A 20,272-nucleotide genomic window follows, 5' to 3' on the forward strand; every position below is an offset into this window, starting at 1 on the left:
CACGGGGCTGCTACAACCTTGGTTGCCTCATCAACCATCCCTGTGACCCTCCTCTCGAAGGGCGGACTGTCACGTGTCAGTGCGATCTCTCCGGGCATCCCTCGCGGCTCTCGCGATGGGTGCGGTGACCGTGCTCGGTATGGCTCAGCCGGCCTCGGCCGCCGGCGACAACTACGTGGCGCTCGGCGACTCCTACTCCTCCGGCGTGGGTGCGGGCGGCTACACGTCCGAAAGCGGCGACTGCAAGCGCAGCACCAAGGCGTACCCGCAGCTGTGGGCGAACGCCAACTCCCCGTCGTCGTTCCGGTTCGTCGCCTGCTCGGGTGCGACGACGTCGAGCGTGTCCTCCGGCCAGCTGTCCGCGCTGTCCTCCTCGACCACGCTCGTCAGCGTCACCGCGGGCGGCAACGACGTCGGCTTCGCGGACGTCATGCAGACCTGTGTGCTGCAGAGCGAGGCCACCTGCGTCTCCCGCGTCGACACCGCCGTCTCGCAGATGCAGAACTCCCTGCCGGGCAAGCTCGATTCGCTGTACTCCGGCATCCGCTCCCGCTCCCCGCGGGCGCACGTGGTGGTGCTGGGGTACCCGCGCTTCTACAAGCTGTCGGGCAGTTGCATCGCCGGGCTCACCGAGACCGAGCGCGGCGCGATCAACAACGCCTCGAACGTGCTGAACGGGGTGCTCGCCAAGCGGGCCGCCGACGCCGGGTTCACCTTCTCGTCGGTGGTGGACGAGTTCACCGGACACGAACTCTGCTCCGGCGACGCCTGGCTGCACAGCGTCACCCTCCCGGTCACCAACTCCTACCACCCGAAGGCCGTCGGCCAGTCGAGCGGCTACCTGCCCGCCTTCCGCTCCGTGGCCTAGGCGACTGCGTGCGAGGGCGCCGTCCGTCCGCGGGCGCCGCCCTCGCACCCGGTCGGTCAGCCGCCCGGCAGGGCGGCGATCAGTTCCTCAGCCGTCCGGGGACCGGCCCCGTCGTCCGTCAACAGCCCGTACGTCCGCAGCAGTCGGGCCGCCGCCACCCCCCAGGGCAGCCGCAGCCCCGCCGCCGCGAGCAGGTCCGCGCGGGCCAGCGTCCCGGCCGCCGGACCGGTGTGCGCGCCCGAGGGGGTGAGCAGGGCGGCGTCGTCGGCCCAGCGCAGGGCCAGGTCCACGTCATGGGTCGCCATGACGACCGTCGTACCGCCCGCCCGCAGCCCCTCCAGCGTGGCGAGCAGACGCTCCTGGCCGTCCGGGTCCAGGCCCGCCGTCGGCTCGTCCAGGATCAGCACGCGGGGCCGCATCGCGACCGCGCCCGCGATCGCCGTCCGCTTGCGCTGCCCGTAGGAGAGCAGATGCGTGGGCCGGTCGGCGAGCGCCGTGATGTCCAGCGCGGCGAGCGCCTCCGCCACCCGGGCACGCACCTCCGTAACGGGCAGTCCGAGGTTCAGCGGCCCGAACGACACGTCCTGCCCGACCGACGCGGCGAACAACTGGTCGTCCGGGTCCTGCACCACGAGCTGCACCGTCGTCCGCAACCGGGTCAGCCCCCTGCGGTCGTAGCGCACGGGTACGCCGTCGACGCTCAACTCGCCGCTCCCCGGCCGCAGTCCGCCGCTCAGCAGCCGCATCAGCGTCGTCTTCCCGCTGCCGTTGCGCCCCAGCAGGGCCAGCGCCCGGCCCTCGCGCACCTCGAAGTCCAGGCCGGTGAGCACGGGCGGGCCGTCCTCGTACGCGAAGGACGCACCCCGCAGCGCCACCAGCACGGACTCGCTCACGACAACGGCCTTTCCAGTACGAGGGTCAGGGCGGCCAGCGCCACCAGCAGCGCCACGCTCAGCGCCGTGAACCGCACGGAGACCCGTGCCTCGGGCACCAGCACGCGCAGGGTGCCGTCGTAGCCGCGTCCGGCGAGCCCGGAGTGCAGCCGCGCCGCCCGGTCGAAGGAGCGGACGAAGGCGGTGGCCCCGAGTCCGCCGAGCGAACGCCAGGTCGCCGCCCGGGTGGTGTGACCCAGCCGGGCGGCCTGCGCCCGCTAGACCCGGCGCACCGAGTCCAGCAGCAGAAAGCTCATCCGGTACGTCACCAGCGCCACGTCCACGAGCGGTGCGGGCACCCCGGCGCGCACCAGACGCGGCAGCAGGTCCGACATCGGCGTGGTGAACGCGAACAGCAGCACCCCGAGGGAGGCCGCCGACGTACGGAGCAGCAACTCCCCGGCGCGCAGCGGCCCGTCCGCGGCCGGGGACACGAAACCGCCGGGCCCGCCCACCCGCACCAGCAGGGCGAGCGCTCCGGTGAGGCAGAAGCCCAGCGGCACCCGGTACGCCCGCCACAGGCGCCGCGCCGGCACCCCCGCCGGGCCGAGCAGCACCGTGAGCGCGGTCACCAGCACCAGGGCCGCTCCCGGCCAGGGCGGCAGTGCGATCGCGAGCACGGTGAGGCCGAGCCCCAGCACGGCCTTGTCCACGGGATGACGGCGGCGCCAGCGGCTGCTGTGCGCTGCCGCGTCGATCGGCAGCACGGGCCGTCAGACCGGTCGTCCGGCGGCGGCCCCGTCATCGGCGTCCCCGGCTGTCCCGGTCCGCTCGACCGCCCGCTCCTCGCCCTGCCGCCGTCCGCGGCGCAGCCCGAAGTAGTAGGCGAGGACGCCCGCGCCGATCGCCGCCTGGAGGGCGAACAGCGCCGACTCGACCTCCCCGGAGGGTGGTTCGTACAGCGGGGAGAACCACGGTTCGTAGTCCGGGTCGATCTCGGTGATCGCCGTCTCCGCCTCGGCGTCCGCGCCGGCGAACGGCTCCTCCTTGTGGTCGCCGAGCCCGAACACCAGCGGGATCACGGCGAGGGCGGCCACGAGGGCCAGCAGCAGTGTGTTGATCCTCGCGTTGCGGCTCATCGGGTCACCGCCCCGGCCGGCTCCGCCGGCTTGCGCCCGGCCACCGAGGTCACCAGCACCCCGAGCCGGGTCAGCTCGCCCCTGCTGGAGCGCACCAGCATGCGCATCACCAGCACGGTCAGCAGCCCCTCGCTCACCGCGAGCGGGATCTGCGTCACGGCGAAGATGGAGCCGAACGTGCCCAGCGCGCCGGGGAATCCGCCGGCCGGGTCGGGGAAGGCGAGCGCCAGCTGCACGCTCGTCACGCAGTACGTCGACAGGTCGGCGGCGAACGCTCCGCAGAACACGGCGCCCATCAGCGGCGCTCCGGACCGCCGCAGCAGCCGGTGGACGCCGTACCCGGCCCACGGGCCGACGACCGCCATCGAGAAGACGTTGGCGCCGAGCGTGGTCAGCCCGCCGTGGGCCAGCAGCAGCGCCTGGAACAGCAGGGTGATGGTGCCCAGCACCGCCATCACCGGCGGCCGGAACAGGATCGCGCCGAGTCCCGTGCCGGTGGGGTGGGAACAACTCCCCGTGACCGACGGCAGTTTCAGCGCGGACAGGACGAAGGTGAAGGCTCCCGAGGCGCCGAGCAGCAGTGTGCTCTCGGGATGTTCCCTGACTTCACGGATGAGCGACCGGGCTCCGTGGACGACGAACGGCGCCGATGCGACGCCCCAGGCGACCGCGTGCGCCGGTGGCAGAAAACCCTCGGCAATGTGCATGGCTCAGCAGACCCTCTCCAGCACCTCGTGGATGGTTGACGCGCCTTGGCCGGTCTCCTGGCTGACGGGTACCACCGCCCGTGCTCCGCCTTCCCGGGTCCCGAGGGACCCAGTGGCTGCCCGCGAGGGCCGGAGCCGGACTTCCCGATCACAGTGGCGAGGGCCGCACCGGTATCGCACCGATTTCCCGTCACCAAGGCGTGGCGACAGTAATGCCCCCACCGGCCCGGTGACAAGCGGTCACCGGGGGCGCGCGGACGGCGCACACCTGCGCACACCTGCGCGACGGGGGAGGGTCCCGCGCCGTTCGCCCCGCTGTCTCCCGTGCCGCCTAGCGTCCGGGCCGTCGGCCCGGGAACACACATGGAGCGGGGGGTGACATTAGTGTGCGGCGCACAGTATCGTGTGAGCCGTGTCCGTAGAAGAACTGACCCTGAGCCAGGCGCAGGAACTGCGCCGCGGGACGGTGGTGCTCGCCTGTCTGGCGCTGCTCCGGAAACCGCAGTACGGCTATGCGCTCCTGGAGACGCTCGACGACGCGGGGGTCACCGTCGACGGAAACACGCTCTACCCACTGCTGCGGCGCCTGGAGAAACAGGGGCTGCTGACGAGCGAGTGGAACACCGACGAGTCCCGCCCGCGCAAGTTCTACCGCGTCAGCCCCGACGGATCCCGGGTCCGCGAGGGCCTGGTGCGGGAATGGCAGGATCTCGTCGCCTCGATCTCACGACTCACCAAGGAGAACGAATGAGTACGGGGGTGCTCACCGAGCGCTATGTCCACGAGGTGGTCCGGCGGCTCCCGGCGGACCAGCGTGAGGACCTGGCGCAGGAGCTCCGCGCCACCATCGCCGACACCGTCGAGGGGCGGGGCGGCGACGACCACCAGGCGGCCGAGCGGGAGGTGCTCAGCGAACTGGGGGACCCGGTGCGCTACGCGGCCCGGTACACCGACCGGCCCGTGTCCCTGATCGGCCCGGACCTGTATCCCGCCTACATACGGGTGCTGGTCCCCCTGGTCACCGGCGTGCTGCCGGCCCTCTCCCTCGGCCTCGCGCTGCTGGAGGTGGCCGACGGCGGCGGCCTCGGTGCGGCCCTCCGGGTCGGCGCCGGCACGCTGGTCGGAGTCGGCGCCCAACTGGTCGCGGCGATCACCGTGGTGTTCGCCGTGACCGAGCGGGTGCGGTACCGCCGCGGCACCACGGGCGAGCGCTGGACGCCGGACGAACTGCCCGACGCCCCGCGGGACGACCGGGGCGGGGTCGCGGCCCTCGCCGCCGTGGCCTGGGACGTGCTGCTGTTCGCGCTGATCGTCTGGCAGCACACCGCCGAGCCGTACCGGGCGGACGGCGGCGAGCGGCTGGAGGTGCTGAACCCGGACCTGTGGTCGGGCTGGATCTGGCCGGTTCTCGCCGGTCTCGCCGGCCTCGCGGTGGCCGGGGTCGCACGGGTGGCCGGCCGGGGCTGGACCGTCCGTCTGGCCGGCTGGTACGCACTCGCCCACGCGGTGTTCACCCTGCCGCTGGCCTGGGTGCTGTACCGACAGGAGCTGTTCAACCCCGACTTCCTGGCCGACGCCACGACCCTCTGGGAGTCCCAGGAGTCCGTCTACGGCGGGGCGGCGCTCATCGTGCTCGCCATCGGCGTCACCTCGGTCGCCAAGGCCTTCCGCGCGGCGCTGCGCTGACGGCGGGCGACGACGGGAAGGGGGGCTGCCCGGCCACGGCCGGGCAGCCCCCCTTCGTGCGCGTCTCACCCGGTGCTCAGCGCGTCCCGGATCCGGTTGCGGTCGATCTTCCCCGTCGACGTCCTCGGCAAGGGCTCGGACACCAGCTCGAACACGCCCGGCACCGCCGCCCGCACCGCCCGCTCCGCACAGTACTGGCGCAGCGCCAGCACCCCCACGGAGCCGGGCGCGGCCGGCCGTACGCGCGCGTGCAGGCGGTGGCCGGCGACCGGGTCCGGGAGCGCGACGACGGCCGCCTCGGCGACCGCCGGGTGCTCCAGCAGAATGCTCTCGACGTGCTGGGTGCTCACCTGGGTGCCGCGCACCTTGACCATGTAGTCGGTCCGTCCGAGCACGCTCAGCGAACCGTCCTCGTGCCGCCGGGCGACGTCGCCGGTGCGGTAGTACACCACGCCGGGCACCCCGTCCCGGTGCGGCGCGAACCTGCCGCCGCCGGGGACATTGACGTAACCCGCCGTCTGGAACGGGGTGCTGACCAGCAGTTCGCCCTGGCCGGGTCCGGTCAGGGCGCGGTCGTCGTCCCCGGCGATCAGCCAGCGCACACCCGGCAGCGGCCGTCCGATCGGCAGCGGCGCGGTCACCGGACCGGTGCGGTCCACCTCGTGGAGGAAGCTGTTGTTCGTCTCCGTACAGCCGTAGTTGTTGTACCAGCGGGCCCGCGGGAACACCGGGGCCAGGCCCGCCAGCACCCGGGCCGGCATCGCCTCGCCCGCGAAGACCAGGTGCTCCGGGGCGGTCAGCGGGCCCGATTCGCCCGCGGCCCGGGTGAGCAGCTCGAACAGCAGGGGAACGCCCTGGACCAGGGTGACCCGGTGGCCGGCGACCAGGTCGTGCAGATAGCGCGCCGAGGTGCCCCGCTCCGGGTCGGCCAGCACCACCGTCCCGCCGTGCGCGAGGGTGCTCCACACATCGAGCAGACACAGATCGAAGTTGAGCGGCGCGTAGTTGAGGACCGTGGCGCCCGGACCGAGGGGGAAGGTGTCCGCCGCCCAGGCGGTGAACCGGGCCACCGCGCCCTGGGACAGCGGCACGATCTTCGGCAGGCCCGTCGAGCCGGACGTGGTCAGCAGGAAACCGGTGTCGTCCGCGGCGACCCCGGCGGGCGGACGCGCCCGCCCGGCACCGCCGTCCGCGGCGGCCGACGGGTCCACCACCACGTCCACCAGCGGATCGTCGGCCACCCCGAGCACCACCGCGCAACCGGCCTGGCCGTACAGCTCCTTGAGCGGCAGCTCGGGCAGTTCGTGCGAGGGCAGCAGGAAACCGCGGCCCGCCATCAGACAGCCCAGGACCAGGGCCACCGACTCCGGCGACTTCCGCACCCGCAGCCCCACCGGGCGCCCGGGACGCGGCGCGGCGGCCTCCACCCCGGCGCGGGCCCGGCAGGCCATGGCGTGCAGCTCGCCGTAGCCGACCGTACGGTCTCCCCACACGAGCGCGGGGGCGGACGGCCGCTCGGCGGCCCGGGCGGTGAACGCGGCGGCGAGGGGCAGGGGGGAGGTCATACGGCCCCCTTCCCGGCCGCCGCCCGCAGGGCCGTGGCCCGGATGGCGCGCACGGTGCGGAAGTTGCGTCCGGCGAGCTCCTCGTCGGGCAGGTCGACGCCGTGCTCGTCCGCCAGCCAGGCCGCGATGTGCAGGACCGCGAGACTGTCGATCACCGCGGTGGCGAGCAGGTCGTACTCCGGGTCCAGTTCGGCGGCGTCGACGCCGGGCAGGAAGCGCTCGACGACGAAATCGGCGATGTCCGCCTCGGACAGGGCGGGAGGCACCACCGGCGCGGAGGGGGGATCGGCGGCCATGTACGTAACGTCCTTTCGCGGGTGCGGGGATGCCGGGTGCGCCGGCTCACACTTCGACGACCGTGCAGAACCAGTGCATCCCCGGGGAGGCGACGCCCGTGAGGGCCACCAGGTCCCCGAGGGCCAGTTCACCGGCCTCGATGTGCCGCCAGAGGCAGACCAGTTGGTCGGCGGCGCCCATATGGCCCAGGGTGCGGGCCAGTTCGGCGTTGGTGCGGTCGAGGGGGAGGCCGACGGCGTCGGCCACCGCCCGGAACGTCTGCTGGTTGTCGTTGATGTGGATCAGCCGGGCCAGTTCGGACCGGTCCCGTCCCGCCCGCGCCAGGGCGTCGTCGACGACGTCCGCGAGGCGCGCCGTGATCTCCTCCATGAACGCCCGGAAGCGCTCCGGGTCCCGGTCGAAGTGCCGGTAGACGGAGGCCATCGGACTGACGTCCTTCAGCCCGCGCCCCGGCGGCGGCAGCGGTACGGCCGCCCCGCCGTACTCGATGCGGAACAGGTCAGCGTACTCGGGGTTGGTGAACTGCGCCGAGGACAGCCGGCGCAGCCGGGGATGCCCGCGGCGCACGACGGCGGCGGCCGCCCCGTCGCTGGCGACGCAGCCGTTGAAGTCCATCCGGTTGCCGTGCGCCTCGCTCATCACGTTGACCATGACCACCAGCGCGGTCCCGACACCGGGGGAGAGCGCCATCGCGCCGGCGGCGTGGTCCAGCGCGGGCGACCACGCCGCGCACGCCTGGGTGAACAGCACGGTGGGCGTGCCGTGCGCGCCCAGGGCCCGTGCCACGGCCGCCGACGGGTCCCAGCCCAGATAGTCCGGCACGTCGGAGTTGCCGACGGCGATCAGATCCAGGTCCGCGACGGCGACGTCGGCGTTCTCCAGGGCCTCCCGGGCGGCCTCCACGGCCAGGTCGACGGCGGTGACGCCGGGCGCGACGCGGTGGTACGCCCGGTAGCCGAGGGCCGTGACCGCCTCCGGGTCGGGAACGTAGTCGGCGGCCGTCGCCGACACGTCGCGCCGCTCACCGAAGGCCATGCCGATGGCGGCGATACCCAGCTCCGATGACGTGCCCATGCGTGGTTCCTCTCCCTGCCGGCCGGGGTGGTTCAGCCCGTCCGGTCCTTCGACGATCGGATCAGGACGGCGCCGTCCGCCGCGGCCTCCCCGGGCCCGTCGCCGGCGGCCGAAAGCTCCTGGACCTGCTCCAGCGGAACGTCCAGGAGGGCGAGACGGCGCCGGCCCAGGTGCAGGACGAGCGCCAGGACGGCCATGACGGCGGCCAGCACCAGTACGGCCGACTCCACGCCCAGCGCGTCGGCGAGCACACCGGCCGCCAGCGGCCCGGTCCACTGCACGGCCTGGAAGCAGAACTGCCCCGTGGCGGCGACCCGTCCGAGATACGCGTCCGGGACCAGCCGGACCTCGTAGGACTCGGTGACGACGTTCATCGGGATCATGCTGGTCATGCCGATCATCATCACCAGGCCGATCTGCCAGGGACGGGGCGCGAACGCGACGGCGGCGAAGGAGGCCGTGAACAGCCAGGCGGACAGCAGCAGCACCCGGCGGGCACCGATCCGCCGCATCAGCCACGGACCGAGCACGGCGCCGAGCACACCGCCGGCGACCGCCAGGGAGGTGACCGCGCCGATCGTGGCCGGTCCGCCGCCCCGGTGCTGCACGATGACCACGAAGAGCAGGGTGAAGCCCTGCGCCACGGCGTTGAGCACGGCGCCCCAGGCCAGCGTGAACACCAGGTAGTCGCTGCGCCGGATCATGCGCAGCCCGTCCTTGACGTCCGCGGCCAGTCCCGGCCGGCGCTCCTCGCCGCCCTGCCGGTCCGGGCCCAGCGGCCGGCGGATGAGGAGCGAGCTGAGGGTGATGAACAGGAAGGAGATGGCGTCGAACAGGAACGGCACCCAGCGCGCCATCGAGTACAGCAGGCCGCCCAGCGGGGCGCCGAGCAGCTGGGCCAGCATGTCGCGGCCCATGCCCTGCGCCGTGGCGTCGGCGATCCGCTCCTTGGGCACGATCCGGCGCAGCACGGGCGAGGTCACTCCGGAGCGCAGTCCGGCCGCGAGTCCGCTGACCAGCGCCAGCGCGTCGAGCGCCGGCACCGAGGGGTCGCCGCGGTACACCAGCCAGGCGACGGCCCCCATCGACAGGGCCTCGACCAGCGCGGCCAGGCCCAGCAGCAGCCGCCGTGACACCCGGTCCGACAGGGCACCGCCGAGCACCAGCGTGCCGAGCCGGCCCAGCATGTGCAGCATCGTGATGGTGCCCGCCTGTGCCGCGGACCCGGTCACGTGCAGCATGAGCAGGGGGAAGGCGAGCAGCGAGACGCTGTTGCCGAGCGCCGACAGGCCCTCGCCGGACCACCAGACCACGTAGTCGCGGTCGCGCCACAACGACGGCGGCTTCCCGTCCTGTCCGGTGTCCCCGGTGGTCTCTTCGGTGTCCTCGGGACGTGACCGCACCATCGTCGTCCGTTCCCCGTCCGTTCACGCGTTCGCCGGTCCGGGCAGGTGCCGCGGATCCCGACGGACATGCTGGTCGACGCGCCACGGCCCCGGCCAGGCAGCGCACCGGCAACTCCCGGGGAGGCAATTTGCCGCCGGTGCCTGCCTGCGGCAGCCGTCAGATCCAGCCGTGCTTGGCCGCCTGGTACCCCGCCTCGAACCTGCTGGCGGCACCCAGCCGTGCGCACAGTTCGGCGACGATCCGGCGCACGGTGCGCAGCGAGACGCCGAGACGCCGGCGGATCGCCTCGTCGTTGAGGCCGCGGGCCATCAGGCGCAGCAGTTCCTTCTCGCGCGGGCTGAGCCCGTGCTCGTCGACGCCCGGTCCGCGGGAGTCGAGCGGTACCGCGTCCTGCCAGGCCCACTCGAACAGGGAGTTCAGCGCCTCCACGACCCCCGGCACGGTGATCTGCACGACCTTGTGCCACGGGTCGCGCGGATCGGCGGGCAGCAGTGCCAGGGAGCGGTCGACGAGGAGCAGGTGGACGGGGAGCGAGGGGACGGTGCGCACCCTGCACTCCGGTTCGTCCTCCCACGCGGTGCGCAGGGCGAGGCGGGTGTCACCGCGGATGCTGTCCGTGGTGACCGCGCGGTTCGCCACGCCGCGGGCCACGACCTTCCGGTGCAGTTCCTGCGCGGTTTCCAGCCAGCTCGCCGAGAGCGGTCCGTCCGGCAGGAGGGCCAGCCACTCGGTGTCCGCCGCGCAGGACAGCTCGTACAGCCGGTCGCTGACGGCGGCACGGCCGACGACGCACTCGATACCGGGCTCGCGGCCGCCCGGCCGCGCTTCGGCGTACCGGTCGATGAGGGCCGTGACGGCGGTCCGGTCCTCGTCGAACTCCCGCAGCCGGTCCTCGATGCCGGACATCTGCCGCAGCAGCAGGGCCTTGAGGGCGAGGCGGGGGTCCGCCAGCTCGCCGAGGTCCTCGCCGGTCGGCCGCAGCAGGTTCAGTTCCGTCAGCCGCTCCAGCGCCGTGCGCACGTCATCGGCCGGAACGCCCAGGTGCGCGGCGAGATCGTCCGCTTCCCGGTGCCGTCCCGCGATGAGCTGCTTGTACACCGTATGCGTGAGTTGGTCGAGTCCTAACCTCTGCAGCATGGAGTGTCACACCCTCGTGTCCCCGTCGTCCGTCACTCCTCGGGCCGCCGGCCATCTTTACACGCCTTTCGCACACGTGAGGGAGTATCTTCGGCGACGACCGTACGAACCGATGATCTTCCTGCGAGGGACGTGGTGTCCGATCACTTGGTTCCCGACGGCGTCGAGTTCTGCGAGGCGTACGGCGACACGGGCCCCGAAGCGGTGGCCAGCCTCTTTCCGTCCGAACGGGCTCTGATGCGGGGTGTGTCGGAAGAGCGGCGGCGTGAGTTCGCCACGGTGCGGGAGTGTGCGCGCAGGGCGCTGGCCCGGCTGGGCATCGCGCCGGAACCCCTGGTTCCGGATGTGTCGGGCGCCCCGCGGTGGCCCCGCGGAGCGGTCGGCAGCCTGACCCACTGCCCCGGCTACCGGGCGGCGGTCGTGGCCCCGGCCGGGGTCTACGCCGCTCTCGGTATCGACGCCGAACCGGCCGAACCGCTCCCCGCCGTCGTCGCCGCGCGGCTCCTGCCGGACGCCGAGCGGCGGTCGGCGGACGCGGTGCGCGCCGCCCTCGGGGTGCCGGCGGACCGGCTGGTGTTCTGCGCCAAGGAGGCGTCCTACAAGGCGTTCTCTCCCTGGCTGGGGCGCCGTTACGGCATCCGTGACTTCGCGGTGCGCGTGTCCGGCGATGGCTCGTTCCGGGGTGTCACCCCCGAGGGGCGGTACCCGTTCCGGGGGCGGTGGGCCGGGCGTTCCGGTTATCTCGTCGCGGTGGTGTGCCTGACCGCCGCGGAGTGGTCCGGACCGCTGTCAGCAGGTGTTTCTCCCGGTAGCGGATGGCAGCAAGCAGTCATGTGACGCTTTCCTGCCGAGAGGGGAACTCCCGCTCGTTCTTTTGGTCGAGTAGGGTCCGGTGCTGGCTGAAACTTGAATATGGTGCGGTTGGCTTTGCGGGGACTTGGTCAACTGTCCTGAACTGGCCTGATGGCCGAAGAAGGGCGTGTCCCGCCGCTGTGCGCGGTGTTCGAGGGATGGCGGCGGAAGGTCGCGCGAGTTTGCTTTCCAAGGGGGATTCTGTCAATGGTGATTCACGCCGAGTTCGTTTCTTTCGGCAGAATGGACGTGCACCAGCTACGTGATTTTCTGTTGAACCAACGACGGGTTTCCGGCTGGACACAGGAGGAGCTCGCGGAGCGTTCCGGTGTCAGCGTGCGCACCATCCGGAACCTGGAGACCGGCACCAACACCAACCCCCGCCGGAGCTCCGTCGAACTGCTGCTCAACGCCCTCGGCGGCGCCCCCGCCGCGCCCGCCGGCCCGGCCGTCTGGGGCTCGGGAGAGGTGACCCTCGTCCCCGCCCAGCGGCCCCGGTCCGAGCACGACCGGGTGGAAGCCGCGCCCTGGTACGGGCCCCGGCCGCTCGGCGATCCGATGGTGGGCCGCGAGGCCGACATGCGGCACATCCTGGCCTCCGCGCAGCGCAGCCGGCTGATCGTCCTCACCGGACCCGGCGGCGTGGGCAAGACCCGGCTGGCGCTCGCGGCGGCGAACCGGCTGCGCCCGCTCTTCCCGGGCGGCGTCGCCGTCGCCGAACTGCGCGACTGCACACCGGAACACCTCGAGCCGGTGCGGGCCCGCGCCGAACTCGACGGGCTCACCGAAGGCCTGACCGGCGCGCCCGGCGGCGGTACCGGGCGGCGGCTGCTCGTGCTGGACGGTGCCGAACGCGTCGTCCGGCAGACCGCCCGTCTCGCCCGCAGGCTCCTCGACGAACACCCCGGGCTGCATCTGCTCGTCACCTCGCGCCGGGCGCTGGCCGCCGGGGCGGCGGAGAGCTGGGAGGTCGAACCGCTGCGCGTGGACGGCCCCGGGGAGCGTGACGCGGGAGTGCCGAGCGCGGTGGAGCTGCTGCTGCGCCGGGTCCGGTCCGGTCTGCCCACGCTGGACCTCGCCCCGCACATGCCGCAGGTCACCACGTTGTGCCGGCTGCTGGACGGGGTGCCGCTGGCCATCGAGATCGCCGCGCAGCGGCTGCGGTCCCTGCCGCTCGGCTCGCTGCTGCGGGAGGAGACCCTGTTCCCGCTGCTCGACCAGGTCGACGCGGGGGCGCTGAGCGCCCACCGCACCCTCTCCCACAGCGTCCGCTGGAGCTACGACCTGCTGCCGGCGCCCCACCGGGACCTGCTGCACGACCTGGTCGCGCTGCCGGACCCGTTCGCCCTGGACGACGTCCTCGCCGGCCGCCAGGGCCCCGCCGGGCAGGCGCCCCAGCTGGCCCACCGGCTGGCCGAACTCGTGGACTCCTCCCTGGTGCAGACGCTCCGTCAGGGCCAGTACCAGTACCGCGTCCACGCGCTCGTCCGGCACGTCGTGACCCGCGCGCGGCAGCAGTCCGCCGCTCCGTGCGGGCACGGCGCGGACGAGTACCTCACCCTGCCCGTCCCCGCGGCCGGCGCGGCACACTCCGCCGCGTGAGGGCTCCGCCCCGGGCGGCAGGCGACCTGCGGAGGCGTGCGGCACCGGTGCACGCGCCCCGACGGACGGGCCGGTTCCTGCCGGCCCGTCCGGCGCCCGGGGTGTGGCGGTCCGCTTGCGGCGGGGAACCCGGTCGTCACCGGCCGGCCGGGGCGGCTGTGCCCGAACCCGTCCGGTGTCGGTGGCGTGGCGTGCCGCGTGGTGCGGTGGTCTGTTCGCCGCGGGTGCTGGGTGCTGCCGGTCGTGGCTGATTCCGTCCGGTGTCGGGTGGGGTGGTGTTGCCGCGCGGTCGGTGGTTGGTTGGCGTCGGGTGTCCGGGGCGGGCCGGGGCGGTTGTGCCTGAACCCGTCCGGTGTCGGTGGTGTGCCGCGTGGTGCGGTGGTCTGTTCGCTGCGGGTGGTGGGTGTTGCCGGGTTCGGTGGTCGGTCGGGGTGGTCGTGCCTGATTCCGTCCGGTGTTGGTGGTGCGGTGTGCCGGATGTCCGGGGGCGGTCGGGGTGGTCGTGCCCGAACCCGTCCGGTGTCCGTGGTGTGCCGCGTGGTCGCTGGGCGGTGCGTGTCGGGTGTCCGGGGGCGGACGGGCCGGTGGTGCTGGGCCCGTCCGGTGTCCGGTCGACCGGGGCGGGGGCTGCCGGGTGGGTGGTCTTGCGGTCGCCGTGGGTCATGCCGGGCGGCAGGCCGCCCGGATCGCCCGGACCGAGAAGTGCTCGGGGCCGTCCAGGCACGCGAGCATCAGGTCCTCCACCGGCGCCAGCAGCGCCTCGTCCGGCTCCGTCGCCTGCCCGAGCCGGGACAGCACCCGCTGGAGCACCAGCACCAGCCACGCCGTACCGGCCGGCGCGGTGCGCTCCTCCTCGAAGGAGTACAGCCAGGTGTACAGGCAGGAGGCCGCCGCGTGGTACAGGCAGTGCTCGGCGGCGGCGTCCTGCGCCTCGGCCGTGCTCGCGTCCGGGGCGCCCGCCGCGATCCGGGCGTAGAACCCGCCCCGCAGCAGGGAGAGCTGGTCCAGGACCTTGGTGAGGGCGCCCGCCTCGGCCGGCGGCAGCTCCCGCCCGGCGATCAGCCGTGCCCGCGCCACGGCCGGTTCCCAGCCGCGCGTGATCTCGTCCTCGGCGGCGTTGGTCAGCCGCAGCGCGCGTCCCGAGGGCTGCCACACGGGAGCCTCCGAGGAGTCGTCGAACAGGTCCCGCAGCACGGTGTTGCCCTCGCGTGCCGGACGGTCGGCGACCCGCGCCACCGTGGGCAGCTGCGCGGCGATGCCGTGCAGGTTGACGTGCGTGGTGCCCTCGAAGATGCTCGCGATCGCGTGGTCGCGCTGGAGCTTCTGGAAGACGCCCGAGGCGACCTCCTCCCGCAGATAGCTCCGCGCGCCCAGCACCCGCCCCGCCTCCGCCACGACCTCCTCGCCGAGCGTCGGCACCAGGTACTTCACCACCGACGACCACAGGCTCAGCCGGGAGGGCGCCACCGACAGCGAGCGCGTCACCGGCAGCGCCGTGCACTCGGCGATCAGCAGGTCGAGGTGGGCGCGCACCAGATGCCGGCGGATCACCGGGATACGGTAGATCTCCTCGCCGTACAGCACCCGTTCGCGGGCGTACCGCAGCGCGATCCGCAGTACCGAGTCCATCGTGCCCACCGACAGCGCGCCGATCGCCGTACGGGTGATCTGGAGCACCTGGAGGATCCCGGCCAGTCCGCCGCCGGGACGCCCGAGCAGACCGCCGCCCGGCACCGGGGTGCCGCGGAAGGACAGTCCGCTGAGGTCGTGGCCCCGCAGGCCGACCGTGCGGACGAAGGGGCGGGTGTCCCAACTGTCCGCGTCCAGCTGCGTCTTGTCGACCAGCAGCAGGGACGGACCGACGCCCTCGACGTTCGCGTACACGGTGACGAAGCGGCCCCGGGTGGCGTTGCCCACCGGCCATTTCTCTCCCGTGAGGAGGTAGCCGTCGCCGTCCGCCACCGCGACCGTCCCGTTGGTGCCCAGGTCGCTGCCGTGGTCGGGCTCGGACACCGCGAAGCAGGCCAGGTCCCCGTCGAGCAGGCCCCGTGCGACCCGCTCCCGCTGTTCCCCGTCGCCCCACAGCCACACCGGGTTGACGCCGAGCAGCGCCGAGCCGAACATCACCGACACGGTGAGGTTGCGCCGGGCCAGGACCCGGGTCAGCAGGAAGAGCTGCTCCAGATTGCGCAGCCCGCCGCCGAACGCCTCCGGCACCAGGTACCGGGCGAAACCCCAGGACCGCAGGAGGTCCACGGCTTCCGGCGGCAGCGCGTCGCGCTCCTCGTACGCCACGATCTCCGCGAAGCTGAACGGGCCGCTCCCCGCGCCGGGATCGCCCAGGACCCGGTCCAGGTCCGCGGCGAGCGCATGGGAGGGCCGTCCGACGTCCTGACCGGTCATACCGTGGAGCCACCCATGTCGTAACGGGCGAGGAGCAGTTCGACCTCGTCGTCGGTGGGCAGCGTGGCACGGCCCGCCGACACCTCGGTGCCGACGAAGTCGATGACGTCGCCGACCCGCTCCAGCTTCATCGCCTCCTCGGGGGTCAGCGACCGCAGTCCGTACAGGTCCTCCAGGTTGTAGCCGAGTTCGGCGAGGACCAGCGAGTGGAAACCCAGATCACCGATCAGCCGGTGTTCCGCGGTGACCTCGGGAAGTTTGCGGGGGGCGATCAGCCGGGTCATCCCGAGCACCACGGGGGCCACGGCCTCGGTGGCGCTTGCGGCAGGGGTGTGTGTCATGGCGCCGACGCTAGGGCGGCCCGGTGCCCCCGCCCCAGGTAACGGCCCCGGCAAGTCCTCGGCAACTCCCCGGGCCGCGTGGGCCGTTGCTACCGCGCAAACTGCCGCCGGGCTGCCTGGCCGGGCCGCGACCGCGGCGGTAAGGCTGGTCCGCATGAGCACACTTGACCCCCTGGCGCCGGCGACGCCGTGGATCGCCGGGCGGCACGCCGTCGGGCGGCCCCGCCTCCGCCTGTTCTGCCTGCCGCCCGCCGGAGGCGGCGCGGCCTCCTTCAACACCTGGCGCCCGTATCTCCCGCGGGGCGTCGAACTCGCCCCGGTGGAACTGCCGGGCCGCGGCTCCCGCATCGACGAGCCGGTGCCGTACGCCCTGGAGCCGCTGGCCGACGCCCTCCTCGACGGGCTGCGCGGCGAACTCGATCTGCCGTACGTGCTGTTCGGGCACAGCTTCGGCGCCGTCGTCGCCTACGAGCTGACCCGGCGCATCCAGCGGCGGGACGGGCTGCCGGCCCCCTCGGCGCTGGTGGTGTCGGCCCACCGCGCCCCGCACGTGCACCTCGGCCGGGAACGCCTCACCGGAAGCGGTGACCGGGAACTGGCCGACTGGCTGCACCGTCACGGCGGCCTGCCCGGCGAACTGCTGGCCCACCCCGAGTTCCTGAGCGACCTGCTGCGCGCGGTACGCGCCGACTTGGAGATCGCCGAACGGTATCTGCTGCCCGGCCCGGCCCCGGTGCGCTGCCCGCTGGTCGCCCTGGCCGGCGCCGACGACGCCGTCTGCGCACCCGCCGCGGTCGAACCCTGGGCCGGATACGGCGCGGCGCCGCCCCGGATGCGGGTGGTACCCGGCGGGCACTCCTACCCGCGCACGCATCCGGAGGCGACGCTGGCGGCCGTGACCGGGGAACTGCGCCGCCTGGGCCTACTCGGGCCGCACGGTCTCGGGGCGGAGGCCGACCGGCAGGGATGACAGCCCGCTGAGGAAGGTGGAGTAGACGTACTCCGGCTCCCCGGCGGGCTCCGCCCCGGCGACCAGGTCCCGCAGGCTCTCCAGCAGGGCCGACAGTTCCGCGCGGGCCAGGAACGCGCCCAGGCAGAAGTGCGGCCCGTACGCGAACGACAGGTGCTTGTTGGGGGACCGGGACAGGTCGAAGTCGTCCGGCCGGTCGAAGACCCGCTCGTCCCGGTTGGCCGAGGCCAGCCAGACGGTGACGATGTCGCCCTCCTCGACGAACCGGTCGCCCAGCAGCACGTCCTGGGTGGCGGTACGGCCGCTGTGCAGGGCCGGGGTGGTCCAGCGCAGCACCTCCTCCACGGCCGACTCGATCCGCACGGCGCCGGACTTCAGCGCCCGCCACTGCTCCGGCCGCTCCATCAGGGCGTGCAGCCCGCCCACCATGGCGAAGCGGGTCGTCTCATGACCGCCCATGATGATGCTGTAGCAGTTGAAGACGATCTCCTCGTGGGTCAGCGGACGCCCGTCGATCTCCCGGCTCACCAGCAGGCTCACCACGTCGTCGTACGGCTTCTCGCGCCGCTCGGCGGCCAGTTCGGAGAAGTACAGCAGCAGTCCGTTGCGCGAGGACCAGGTGGCCTCCTGGTCGGGCACACCGTCCGCGGACGACAGCGCCGAGGAGGTCAGGGAGATGATGTGCCCCCGGTCGGCGGCCGGCACGCCCAGCAGGTCGCAGATCGCGGCGAGCGGGATGTGCGCGGCGACGTCGGCGGCGAAGTCCACCGTGCCCCGCTCGACCGCCTCCGCGACCAGCCGGCGGGTCCCGCGCCGCACACTGTCCACCACCACCTCCAGCGAACGCGGCGAGAACGGCTTGAGCAGCGCGCTGCGCAGCGCCCGGTGCGGGCGTCCGTCGGTGACGGCGAGCATCTTCCCGGCCGCGGAGTCGCCGCCCGCCAGCAGCGTGTCGAGTACATTGCCCCGCTCGGAGGTGAACGTCTCGCCGTCGCCCAGCACGGCGGCCACGTCCGCGTGGCCGCTCACCACCCAGAACCCCGGGCCGTGCGGGCCCTCGGGCTGCCAGTGCACCGGGTCCTCCTCGCGCAGCCGGCGCCACAGCGGGCCCAGGTCGTGCCGGGCGTGCAGCAGCGGGTCGGCGAGGTCCACCTCGTCGAGCGCGGCCGGGTTCGCCACCGGCCGGGTCTTCATGAACATGTTCCTGGGCTCCTCGGCTTCCTCGTGCTCGGTCGGACGGCGACAGGCCCCGGGCGGCGCCGGGTCAGCACAGGGGCTCGGTCGGTCCGGGGAAGAACGCCGTCGTCGCCCCGGCGGTCTCCGCCCCGTCCACCGTGAACTGCTGGCCCGACACGAAGGACGCCCCGGGCGAGGCGAGGAAGTGGAAGACCTCCGCGATCTCCCCGGGCAGCGCGTGCCGCCGGGCCGGGATGCGCGCGTTGACCTCGTCGAGCATGGCGTCGGTGTACTCGGCGCGCTGCATCGGCGTCAGCACCGCGCCCGGCGCCACGCACGCCGTGCGGATCAGCGGGGCCAGCTCGACCGCGAACGTCTGGCACAGCGACGCCACCCCGGCCTTGCTGGCGTTGTAGTCGGCGTACAGCGGGTAGCCGCGGGAGCCGTTGACGGACGCCGTCGCCAGCAGCACCCCCTCGCCCCGGCGCAGCATGTGCGGTACGGCGTGCCGCCACAGGGCGAGGACGCCCATGAGGTTGACGTCGAGGGTGCGCCGGGCCTCGGCCTCGGTGATCTCCAGGATGCCGTGCCGGACGCTGATGCCGGCGTTGGCGACGACGACGTCCAGCCGCCCCCGCTCGCCGGCGACCGCGTCGACGGCGTCCCGCACCGCGTCCCAGTCGGCGACGTCCGCCTTGACCCAGTGGACCTCGCCGCCCCCCTCCCGGGCCCCGTCCGGGCGGCCGGAGGCCGGGGGCCGCACATCCAGGTTGACGACGTGGTCGCCTGCCAGGGCGAAGCGTTCTGCGGTGGCCTGCCCGATGCCGCTGGAGGCGCCGGACACGATGACGGTGCGCATGAGGGTGCTGCCTTTCGCGTACGTGTGGGGGAGCGGCCGGGTCAGACGATGACACGCGGGTGGTCGAGGGCGTAACCGCTCAGGTTGCGGCGCAGGTTGCGGCTGACGGTGAGCTTCTTCAGCCAGCGGTCGGTGCCGTCGTAGCGGGCGATGAAGGGCCTGCGGCCGTGCACCGCCCGGTAGTTGTCGACGACGAGCAGCGAACCGGGGGCGACGGCGACGTCCCGCTGCACGCGGTTCAGCTCGGCCATCAGCCGGTCGAGCGCGGCCTCGGCCTCCGTGTCGCCGGGCAGCGTGTCCATGAAGGGGCGGTCGATCCGCAGGTAGGGGCTCAGCCGGTCGCCGGAGAGCACCGCCGTCGGCGCCGGGTGCGCGGCCATCGCGCGCAGCCGGGGCAGCGCCGGATGGCCCGGCGCGTGGGTCTCCAGCTGCCGGATGTGCTCGGTGTCCGGGCGGATGAGGAACCGCTCCTCGGCGAGCACCGCCCGGTCGGCGTCGCCGAGCCGGACGTCACGCACGGAGGCGACGATGGTCGGCACCGCGTCCGGGTTGCGCAGCCCCATCAGCAGCAGGTAGTCGCAGCGGTTCGGGTGGAAGCCGTCCTCGGTGTGGAACTCCAGCAGCGTCTCGCTGCCGTGCCCGCTCTGCCGGTCCTCGTCACCGCGGATCGGCAGGATGTTCTGGATGATCCGGCCCTCCTGGAGGGTCACCCACCCGAACGGGTCGCCGAGCAGCAGACCGCACAGCGCCAGCCACACCTCCTGGTCGCGGGCCGTGCGTCCGTGGATCGCCTCGCGCCAGTGACCGGGGGTGGGGCCGAGCGCGTCGCCGTCCACGGGGAAGCCGTGCACCAGGCAGGCGGCGTTGCGCTCGCTGCGCCGGTACGACCGCAGGAACGTGCGCAGCCCCGCGGGCAGCAACTCCTCCGCGGTGAGCGCCCGGTCGTAGAACTCGGGCAGGCTGGGCGCGCCGTGCACCTCGCCGAGCTTCTCCGCGGCGGTGCGCAGCTCGGCGACCTCGTCGGCGTCCAGGACGTACTCGGCGGGGGCGTCCGGGCCGTCCGGGGCGCCCGGTGCGCGGGCGGCGTCCCGGAGGGACGGGTCGACGGTCGGGTTCATGGTTGTCATCTCGGTGTCCTCACCGGGTCGTGACCGCTCGGGTCGTCCGTCGTTCGGTCCTGTGCGGTCCGCGCCGCTCGGTGGCGGCCGGACCGCGTGGTGGAGCGCACCGGACCGGCCGAGCAGGGTCCCGGCCGTGTCGTGGTCCAGTGGTGGGGCGGTGTGTCGTACGGGGTGGTGAAGTGCGGCGGAGCGGGCC

The 20,272-nt window shown here is 73.6% G+C and carries 19 protein-coding genes, 1 pseudogene and 1 riboswitch; of the genes and pseudogenes, 6 read left to right on the plus strand and 14 right to left on the minus strand.

Going from position 1 to position 20,272, the window contains the following annotated elements:
• Positions 1 to 73 precede the first annotated feature (73 nt).
• Positions 74 to 868 (plus strand): SGNH/GDSL hydrolase family protein, encoded by a 795-nt coding sequence (locus ACZ434_RS10395; RefSeq protein WP_468453867.1) that lies wholly within the window; start codon positions 74 to 76, stop codon positions 866 to 868.
• A gap of 56 nt (positions 869 to 924) precedes the next feature.
• Here the strand turns inward: ACZ434_RS10395 and ACZ434_RS10400 are convergent, their stop codons facing one another.
• From ACZ434_RS10400 to ACZ434_RS10415, 4 genes and pseudogenes are all read right to left on the minus strand, one after another.
• On the minus strand, positions 925 to 1,761 hold the full coding sequence (locus ACZ434_RS10400) for an energy-coupling factor ABC transporter ATP-binding protein (RefSeq protein ID WP_468453869.1): 837 nt from the start codon (positions 1,759 to 1,761) through the stop codon (positions 925 to 927).
• Positions 1,758 to 2,507 (minus strand): annotated as a pseudogene (cbiQ, locus tag ACZ434_RS10405) (cobalt ECF transporter T component CbiQ). Before cbiQ ends, ACZ434_RS10400 begins: the two are co-directional and overlap by 4 nt.
• Before the next feature lie 6 nt (positions 2,508 to 2,513).
• Positions 2,514 to 2,879, minus strand: coding sequence for an energy-coupling factor ABC transporter substrate-binding protein (locus tag ACZ434_RS10410; protein WP_468453871.1), 366 nt, complete (start codon positions 2,877 to 2,879; stop codon positions 2,514 to 2,516).
• Entirely contained in the window at positions 2,876 to 3,586 is a 711-nt protein-coding gene (locus ACZ434_RS10415; RefSeq protein WP_468453873.1) for an energy-coupling factor ABC transporter permease, read from the minus strand. Before ACZ434_RS10415 ends, ACZ434_RS10410 begins: the two co-directional genes overlap by 4 nt.
• A gap of 30 nt (positions 3,587 to 3,616) precedes the next feature.
• Positions 3,617 to 3,799: riboswitch (cobalamin riboswitch) on the minus strand.
• Positions 3,800 to 3,998: 199 nt separating this feature from the next.
• Between ACZ434_RS10415 and ACZ434_RS10420 the strand changes: the two genes are divergently transcribed.
• Together ACZ434_RS10420 and ACZ434_RS10425 are read left to right on the plus strand one after the other, a co-directional pair.
• The gene (locus tag ACZ434_RS10420) at positions 3,999 to 4,337 is read left to right on the plus strand and encodes a PadR family transcriptional regulator (RefSeq protein WP_190097551.1); all 339 of its coding nucleotides are present in this window, start codon (positions 3,999 to 4,001) and stop codon (positions 4,335 to 4,337) included.
• Positions 4,334 to 5,272, plus strand: a complete 939-nt coding sequence (locus ACZ434_RS10425) for an HAAS signaling domain-containing protein (RefSeq protein ID WP_468453876.1) — start codon at positions 4,334 to 4,336, stop codon at positions 5,270 to 5,272. Before ACZ434_RS10420 ends, ACZ434_RS10425 begins: the two co-directional genes overlap by 4 nt.
• Before the next feature lie 65 nt (positions 5,273 to 5,337).
• Here ACZ434_RS10425 and ACZ434_RS10430 read toward each other — a convergent pair whose 3' ends face one another.
• From ACZ434_RS10430 to ACZ434_RS10450, 5 genes are all read right to left on the minus strand, one after another.
• Complete coding sequence (locus ACZ434_RS10430; protein WP_468453878.1) at positions 5,338 to 6,837, minus strand: AMP-binding protein; 1,500 nt, start codon at positions 6,835 to 6,837, stop codon at positions 5,338 to 5,340.
• Positions 6,834 to 7,133, minus strand: coding sequence for a phosphopantetheine-binding protein (locus tag ACZ434_RS10435; RefSeq protein WP_468453880.1), 300 nt, complete (start codon positions 7,131 to 7,133; stop codon positions 6,834 to 6,836). The genes ACZ434_RS10430 and ACZ434_RS10435 overlap by 4 nt, the downstream gene beginning before the upstream one ends.
• 46 nt (positions 7,134 to 7,179) lie before the next feature.
• Positions 7,180 to 8,208, minus strand: coding sequence for a 3-oxoacyl-ACP synthase III family protein (locus tag ACZ434_RS10440; protein WP_468453882.1), 1,029 nt, complete (start codon positions 8,206 to 8,208; stop codon positions 7,180 to 7,182).
• Between the two features lie 32 nt (positions 8,209 to 8,240).
• Positions 8,241 to 9,614 carry an MFS transporter gene (locus ACZ434_RS10445; protein ID WP_468453884.1) on the minus strand — a complete coding sequence of 458 codons (1,374 nt, stop codon included), beginning with the start codon at positions 9,612 to 9,614 and terminating at the stop codon, positions 8,241 to 8,243.
• A gap of 157 nt (positions 9,615 to 9,771) precedes the next feature.
• A complete protein-coding gene (locus tag ACZ434_RS10450) occupies positions 9,772 to 10,752 on the minus strand; it encodes a helix-turn-helix transcriptional regulator (protein WP_468453886.1) in 981 nt (326 codons plus the stop codon).
• 135 nt (positions 10,753 to 10,887) lie between these two features.
• Here ACZ434_RS10450 and ACZ434_RS10455 point away from each other — a divergent pair, with 135 nt between their 5' ends.
• Both ACZ434_RS10455 and ACZ434_RS10460 read left to right on the plus strand, forming a co-directional pair.
• A complete protein-coding gene (locus ACZ434_RS10455) occupies positions 10,888 to 11,589 on the plus strand; it encodes a 4'-phosphopantetheinyl transferase family protein (RefSeq protein ID WP_468453888.1) in 702 nt (233 codons plus the stop codon).
• Between the two features lie 258 nt (positions 11,590 to 11,847).
• Positions 11,848 to 13,206 (plus strand): ATP-binding protein, encoded by a 1,359-nt coding sequence (locus ACZ434_RS10460; RefSeq protein WP_468454515.1) that lies wholly within the window; start codon positions 11,848 to 11,850, stop codon positions 13,204 to 13,206.
• 660 nt (positions 13,207 to 13,866) lie between these two features.
• Here the strand turns inward: ACZ434_RS10460 and ACZ434_RS10465 are convergent.
• Both ACZ434_RS10465 and ACZ434_RS10470 read right to left on the minus strand, forming a co-directional pair.
• Positions 13,867 to 15,609, minus strand: coding sequence for an acyl-CoA dehydrogenase family protein (locus ACZ434_RS10465; protein ID WP_468453890.1), 1,743 nt, complete (start codon positions 15,607 to 15,609; stop codon positions 13,867 to 13,869).
• Positions 15,606 to 15,950, minus strand: a complete 345-nt coding sequence (locus tag ACZ434_RS10470) for an acyl carrier protein (protein WP_468453892.1) — start codon at positions 15,948 to 15,950, stop codon at positions 15,606 to 15,608. The genes ACZ434_RS10465 and ACZ434_RS10470 overlap by 4 nt, the downstream gene beginning before the upstream one ends.
• A 154-nt stretch (positions 15,951 to 16,104) precedes the next feature.
• On the opposite strand from ACZ434_RS10470, the gene ACZ434_RS10475 reads away from it, so the two are divergent.
• Entirely contained in the window at positions 16,105 to 16,920 is an 816-nt protein-coding gene (locus ACZ434_RS10475) for a thioesterase II family protein (protein WP_468453894.1), read from the plus strand.
• Here the strand turns inward: ACZ434_RS10475 and ACZ434_RS10480 are convergent.
• The 3 genes from ACZ434_RS10480 to gntD form a co-directional block, all read right to left on the minus strand.
• Positions 16,873 to 18,120 (minus strand): cytochrome P450, encoded by a 1,248-nt coding sequence (locus ACZ434_RS10480; RefSeq protein ID WP_468453895.1) that lies wholly within the window; start codon positions 18,118 to 18,120, stop codon positions 16,873 to 16,875. The genes ACZ434_RS10475 and ACZ434_RS10480 overlap by 48 nt on opposite strands.
• 64 nt (positions 18,121 to 18,184) lie before the next feature.
• A complete protein-coding gene (locus ACZ434_RS10485; RefSeq protein ID WP_468453897.1) occupies positions 18,185 to 18,955 on the minus strand; it encodes an SDR family NAD(P)-dependent oxidoreductase in 771 nt (256 codons plus the stop codon).
• 41 nt (positions 18,956 to 18,996) lie between these two features.
• Entirely contained in the window at positions 18,997 to 20,082 is a 1,086-nt protein-coding gene (gntD, locus tag ACZ434_RS10490) for a guanitoxin biosynthesis L-enduracididine beta-hydroxylase GntD (protein WP_468453899.1), read from the minus strand.
• Positions 20,083 to 20,272 lie beyond the last annotated feature (190 nt).

This window comes from Streptomyces sp. NPDC030893 (assembly GCF_055571535.1).

Coding starts and splice junctions, on each gene's coding strand:
- ACZ434_RS10410 (WP_468453871.1), bottom strand. CDS start 2,879: ATGAGCCGCAACGCGAGGATCAACACACTGCTGCTGGCCCTCGTGGCC.
- ACZ434_RS10415 (WP_468453873.1), bottom strand. CDS start 3,586: ATGCACATTGCCGAGGGTTTTCTGCCACCGGCGCACGCGGTCGCCTGG.
- ACZ434_RS10425 (WP_468453876.1), top strand. CDS start 4,334: ATGAGTACGGGGGTGCTCACCGAGCGCTATGTCCACGAGGTGGTCCGG.
- ACZ434_RS10430 (WP_468453878.1), bottom strand. CDS start 6,837: ATGACCTCCCCCCTGCCCCTCGCCGCCGCGTTCACCGCCCGGGCCGCC.
- ACZ434_RS10435 (WP_468453880.1), bottom strand. CDS start 7,133: ATGGCCGCCGATCCCCCCTCCGCGCCGGTGGTGCCTCCCGCCCTGTCC.
- ACZ434_RS10440 (WP_468453882.1), bottom strand. CDS start 8,208: ATGGGCACGTCATCGGAGCTGGGTATCGCCGCCATCGGCATGGCCTTC.
- ACZ434_RS10445 (WP_468453884.1), bottom strand. CDS start 9,614: ATGGTGCGGTCACGTCCCGAGGACACCGAAGAGACCACCGGGGACACC.
- ACZ434_RS10450 (WP_468453886.1), bottom strand. CDS start 10,752: ATGCTGCAGAGGTTAGGACTCGACCAACTCACGCATACGGTGTACAAG.
- ACZ434_RS10460 (WP_468454515.1), top strand. CDS start 11,848: ATGGACGTGCACCAGCTACGTGATTTTCTGTTGAACCAACGACGGGTT.
- ACZ434_RS10465 (WP_468453890.1), bottom strand. CDS start 15,609: ATGACCGGTCAGGACGTCGGACGGCCCTCCCATGCGCTCGCCGCGGAC.
- ACZ434_RS10470 (WP_468453892.1), bottom strand. CDS start 15,950: ATGACACACACCCCTGCCGCAAGCGCCACCGAGGCCGTGGCCCCCGTG.
- ACZ434_RS10475 (WP_468453894.1), top strand. CDS start 16,105: ATGAGCACACTTGACCCCCTGGCGCCGGCGACGCCGTGGATCGCCGGG.
- ACZ434_RS10480 (WP_468453895.1), bottom strand. CDS start 18,120: ATGTTCATGAAGACCCGGCCGGTGGCGAACCCGGCCGCGCTCGACGAG.
- ACZ434_RS10485 (WP_468453897.1), bottom strand. CDS start 18,955: ATGCGCACCGTCATCGTGTCCGGCGCCTCCAGCGGCATCGGGCAGGCC.
- gntD (WP_468453899.1), bottom strand. CDS start 20,082: ATGACAACCATGAACCCGACCGTCGACCCGTCCCTCCGGGACGCCGCC.